Source organism: Wolbachia pipientis, assembly GCF_023661085.1.
Classification (GTDB): Bacteria; Pseudomonadota; Alphaproteobacteria; order Rickettsiales; family Anaplasmataceae; genus Wolbachia.
In genome coordinates this window covers 1-3,689 of record NZ_JAHDJT010000124.1, presented here as the reverse complement: position 1 = coordinate 3,689, position 3,689 = coordinate 1, and the positions used below count along the sequence as shown (strand labels likewise).

The following is a 3,689-nucleotide window of genomic DNA, read 5'->3' as shown; positions in this document are numbered from 1 at the left end:
AATAAGTGAGGTCTATGATTTTATTAACATCAATAACATTTTATCTAAGATGGAGTATTCTCCTCTTGTACAAGTTAGGTACGTAGAAAAATTAAAAGTACCGGGTGTAGAACTTCAATCATTTGAGTGGAATTATAATGAGGTGGAAAATTATATTACTACAGCTCTAAGGTTTGACTTTCAATCTGGTAAAGATGTTTCTTATCAATACAAGGAACTACAAAAAAAATTAAACAACAATTTTCGCACCTATGACATTGATATTTCTAGTTTGCCTGCCACTAAAAAGCAAAATATATCTATTGATGTTAAAATAGGAGAGGCTATGTAAACTAATGACTATCTTCCAGTTAAAAAAAAGAGTTGCAATTCAACTTCTGTTTTATTTGTTATTATCTGTTGGGTTAATAGGGGCATTAACTTACGTTGTTATTTATAGCAAAAAAGTCCATAGTAAAAACCAAAATGCCATTGATGAGATACGTTCTATCAATTTACAAATCACTGAAGTCCAAAAAAAGGAAGTTGTTTTAAATAAAAATCTAGATTTGTGGAAAAGAATTTCTTCTTCAGGTTTACACAGCAGCAGATACATTGCAAATTTGAATTTCGAGCTTGGCAAGCTATATAAAAAATACTACATACTAGAACCTGAAATATCAATTTCCATACCTGAGGAAGTTGAATTACACGGTGAAAGTGAGCATACAAAAGTGATAAAAAGTGAAGTTACCCTAAACTTCAGTTCAATTAGCGATAAGCATATTTTTTTATTTTTACAGTCTATTCCAAGTCTGCCTGGTTACGTTACGATCAAATCTCTTGTTCTGAATAAAGAGAGAAATATCGATGCTGCAACTATGAATCAGATTTTGAATGGTAATATGATAGAGATAGTGAGAGCCAATATGGTCTTTGACTGGTACACTATACTAAATAGATGAGATGATGAAGACAAAGCTATTTTTTATTTTTACTCTACTGCTTTTCAGTGTGAATGTATATTGCAGCTGTAAAGGCATTATAGAAAGTATAGAAATTTGTAAAGAATATACTTGTCGGCAATATATTGGTAATGAAGACTTTATCGAGCACAGAATACTGGGATTAAATAGCAAGGGTTTATGTGTATATATAGAAAAACAAGATAATGATGAAATGGTTTGTCATCACTCTAAGCATGGGGTAATGATGGAAAAAAAATATTTCGAGAGCATTTTTAAAGTTAGCAATCAAGAAGTCGATGATTTTATTAACATAGCAAATTTGCGTGCAAAAGAGTGTTTCTTTATAAACGATCGAAAAACAAATTATACTGATCAGGATGATATAATAAAGGAAGCAGTGGAGAGTAACTCTGACGTCTTATCACAATACAATGATATGAAAAGCATTTTTTTTGATGAGGAACCGATTAATAAGATAGTCAGTGAGATGGAAAAATTTCACCAGCGGTCTTCGGGAGCTGCAGAAGAAAGGATATTAAACAATTTTAATTGTAAGGTGGTGAGTTTAGATTCGATTTTATACTTTTCTTCTGATACATGGAGAATATGGGTGAATGGAAGGCTGTTTTCGAATGCTAAGGATTTAAAAGTTCATTCGGTGACTGAAAACTACGTAACTTTTGTATGGACTGTAGACCAAAAAGTGGTAAAAAAGCAAGCGAATAATTCTCAGAATGTATATTTAGGTGATGGGAATGTTATGTTCACGCTTTATCCAGGCCAAAAATTTGACTTAGATAGCTTATCTATTAGATAATTTAATATATGTGCGCTTGTAGCTCAGTTGGATAGAGCGTTGCCCTCCGGAGGCAAAGGCCGTGGGTTCAAATCCCTCCAAGCGCATTAGATTTGACAATAGTATTTTCGCATAAGATAATATAAAAAGTTTATTCAAAGCACAATTATGTCCAATGGTACTATAAACAAAGTCATATTAATTGGTAATTTAGGAAGGGATCCTGAAATTAGAACTATGCAAAACGGAAAAGAAATGGCAAGTTTTTCAATAGCCACATCTGAAAGTTGGACTGATAAGTCTTCCGGTATACGCTCTGAAAAGACAGAGTGGCATAATATTGTAGTGTTTAGTGAAGGATTAGTAAAGGTCGTCAAGGATTTTGCACGCAAAGGCAGTAAAGTTTACATTGAAGGTTCTTTGAGGACTAGGAAATATACTGACCAAAATGGTAGTGAAAGATATATCACAGAAGTGTTGCTGCAGAACTTTAGTGGCGTTCTTGCACTCTTGGATTCACGAAATAGTGCACCAAGCCCTGACTATAAACCAAGTGAGTACAAGCAAAACGAAACAGAGCAAAAAAATCAGTATGAAAATTTTGATAGTGAGATAAAAGAGGAGCTAATCGATGACGAAATACCATTTTAATAACTTCAATTGAAGTCATTATCTACATTTCTATGGACCGCTTGTGTCACGCCTTTTAATTGTAGCGGAGATAGCATAGATCACCGCAGTTTGCAGCGTTTACTTACAATGCAGGCTGAAGCTGGAAATGGCGTAGTGTTGCTAGGTAGCACAGGTGAGGGCCTATCACTCACTGATTCTGAAAAACGTACATTAGTTGAATTCGTGTGTAAGCTGGAATTAAACACGAAAATTATAGTTGGCGTACCGGGAGTGAATTTACATCAGGCTCTCAAGTGGCTTGACTTTTGCAAGGATATGCCTATTCATGGCTATCTCATGACAACTCCAATTTATACAAAGCCTGGAATCATGGGGCAAACTTTGTGGTTTGAAAAGCTACTTGAGAAAGCACGTATGCCAGCTATGCTTTATAACATTCCATCAAGAGCAGGAGTAAATCTTCATGCTGAAACTGTGCGTAACTTATCCAGCCACGAAAAATTTTGGGCTATTAAAGATTCGAGTGGCACTGTTGATACTTTAATTGAATATAAGAAAGTTGCGCCAAACATCGAAGTTTTTTGTGGAGATGATAATATGATACTTGAAATGGCTGCTTGTGATGCAGCTGGTCTGGTCTCTGTTGCTTCCAATATTTGGCCACGTGTGGCGCATAAATATGTTAAGCAATGCCTACTGTCATTCCAGCACATGACGCTGGAACCTAAGAAAAAAACAATTGCTCAAACGGTAGAAAATGACGCAAAAAGTTCGACAAATGTTTGGCAACAAGCCTGCAAAGCACTATTTATTGCCAGTAACCCAATACCTACCAAAGCACTCCTGCATGATATTGGGCTCATAGAGCACAAAACTGTCCGCCTACCACTCAGCACACAAGACTTGCCTTCCGTTGAAACATTAAGGCAAGTGAATGCCTGGATGGAAAGAATTGACTAACGCCCAGAACTATGAACATCATCAACTTTCAAATTACGTATTTCTTCTAGATCGGATTTTACTTTTTCTAATAACGTTTTTTTGTGTTGTTTTCTAAAAGGTTACTATAATTCTTTAAAAACGACTCCTTATCTATAGGCTTTTTGCGGGTGGCATATGTTTGACACTTTCTTTCAGTACGGTTGCCATAACATTCTCTTCTTTCTGAGTGATATGTAGGATTTGCACCGTCAGTCTTCACGTTGCTGCCAACCAAGCCACCCGGTGGCCTTGGTGGAGAAGAAGAGCGTTCAGTTATTCATACGCGTCAAGTTAAGAGATTGTGAGCAAATTTAGAGAAGTTAAGGTTGATA

Annotated in this window: 4 protein-coding genes, 1 tRNA gene and 1 pseudogene; all 6 read left to right on the top strand. The window is 35.7% G+C overall.

Annotated features, from left to right (window positions below; all coding sequences use genetic code 11):
* Positions 1-331 (top strand): annotated as a pseudogene (locus tag DM84_RS05355) (hypothetical protein); the annotation flags it as partial.
* Positions 332-335: 4 nt separating this feature from the next.
* A complete protein-coding gene (locus tag DM84_RS05350) occupies positions 336-944 on the top strand; it encodes a hypothetical protein (protein ID WP_250778915.1) in 609 nt (202 codons plus the stop codon).
* Between the two features lie 4 nt (positions 945-948).
* Positions 949-1,764 (top strand): hypothetical protein, encoded by an 816-nt coding sequence (locus DM84_RS05345; protein WP_250778913.1) that lies wholly within the window; start codon positions 949-951, stop codon positions 1,762-1,764.
* A gap of 12 nt (positions 1,765-1,776) precedes the next feature.
* A tRNA-Arg gene (locus DM84_RS05340) sits at positions 1,777-1,850 on the top strand.
* Positions 1,851-1,911: 61 nt separating this feature from the next.
* The gene (gene ssb, locus DM84_RS05335) at positions 1,912-2,394 is read left to right on the top strand and encodes a single-stranded DNA-binding protein (protein ID WP_250778911.1); all 483 of its coding nucleotides are present in this window, start codon (positions 1,912-1,914) and stop codon (positions 2,392-2,394) included.
* Positions 2,395-2,403: 9 nt separating this feature from the next.
* Positions 2,404-3,336, top strand: coding sequence for a 4-hydroxy-tetrahydrodipicolinate synthase (gene dapA / locus DM84_RS05330; RefSeq protein ID WP_458783142.1), 933 nt, complete (start codon positions 2,404-2,406; stop codon positions 3,334-3,336).
* Positions 3,337-3,689 lie beyond the last annotated feature (353 nt).

Coding starts and splice junctions, on each gene's coding strand:
- DM84_RS05350 (WP_250778915.1), top strand. CDS start 336: ATGACTATCTTCCAGTTAAAAAAAAGAGTTGCAATTCAACTTCTGTTT.
- DM84_RS05345 (WP_250778913.1), top strand. CDS start 949: ATGAAGACAAAGCTATTTTTTATTTTTACTCTACTGCTTTTCAGTGTG.
- ssb (WP_250778911.1), top strand. CDS start 1,912: ATGTCCAATGGTACTATAAACAAAGTCATATTAATTGGTAATTTAGGA.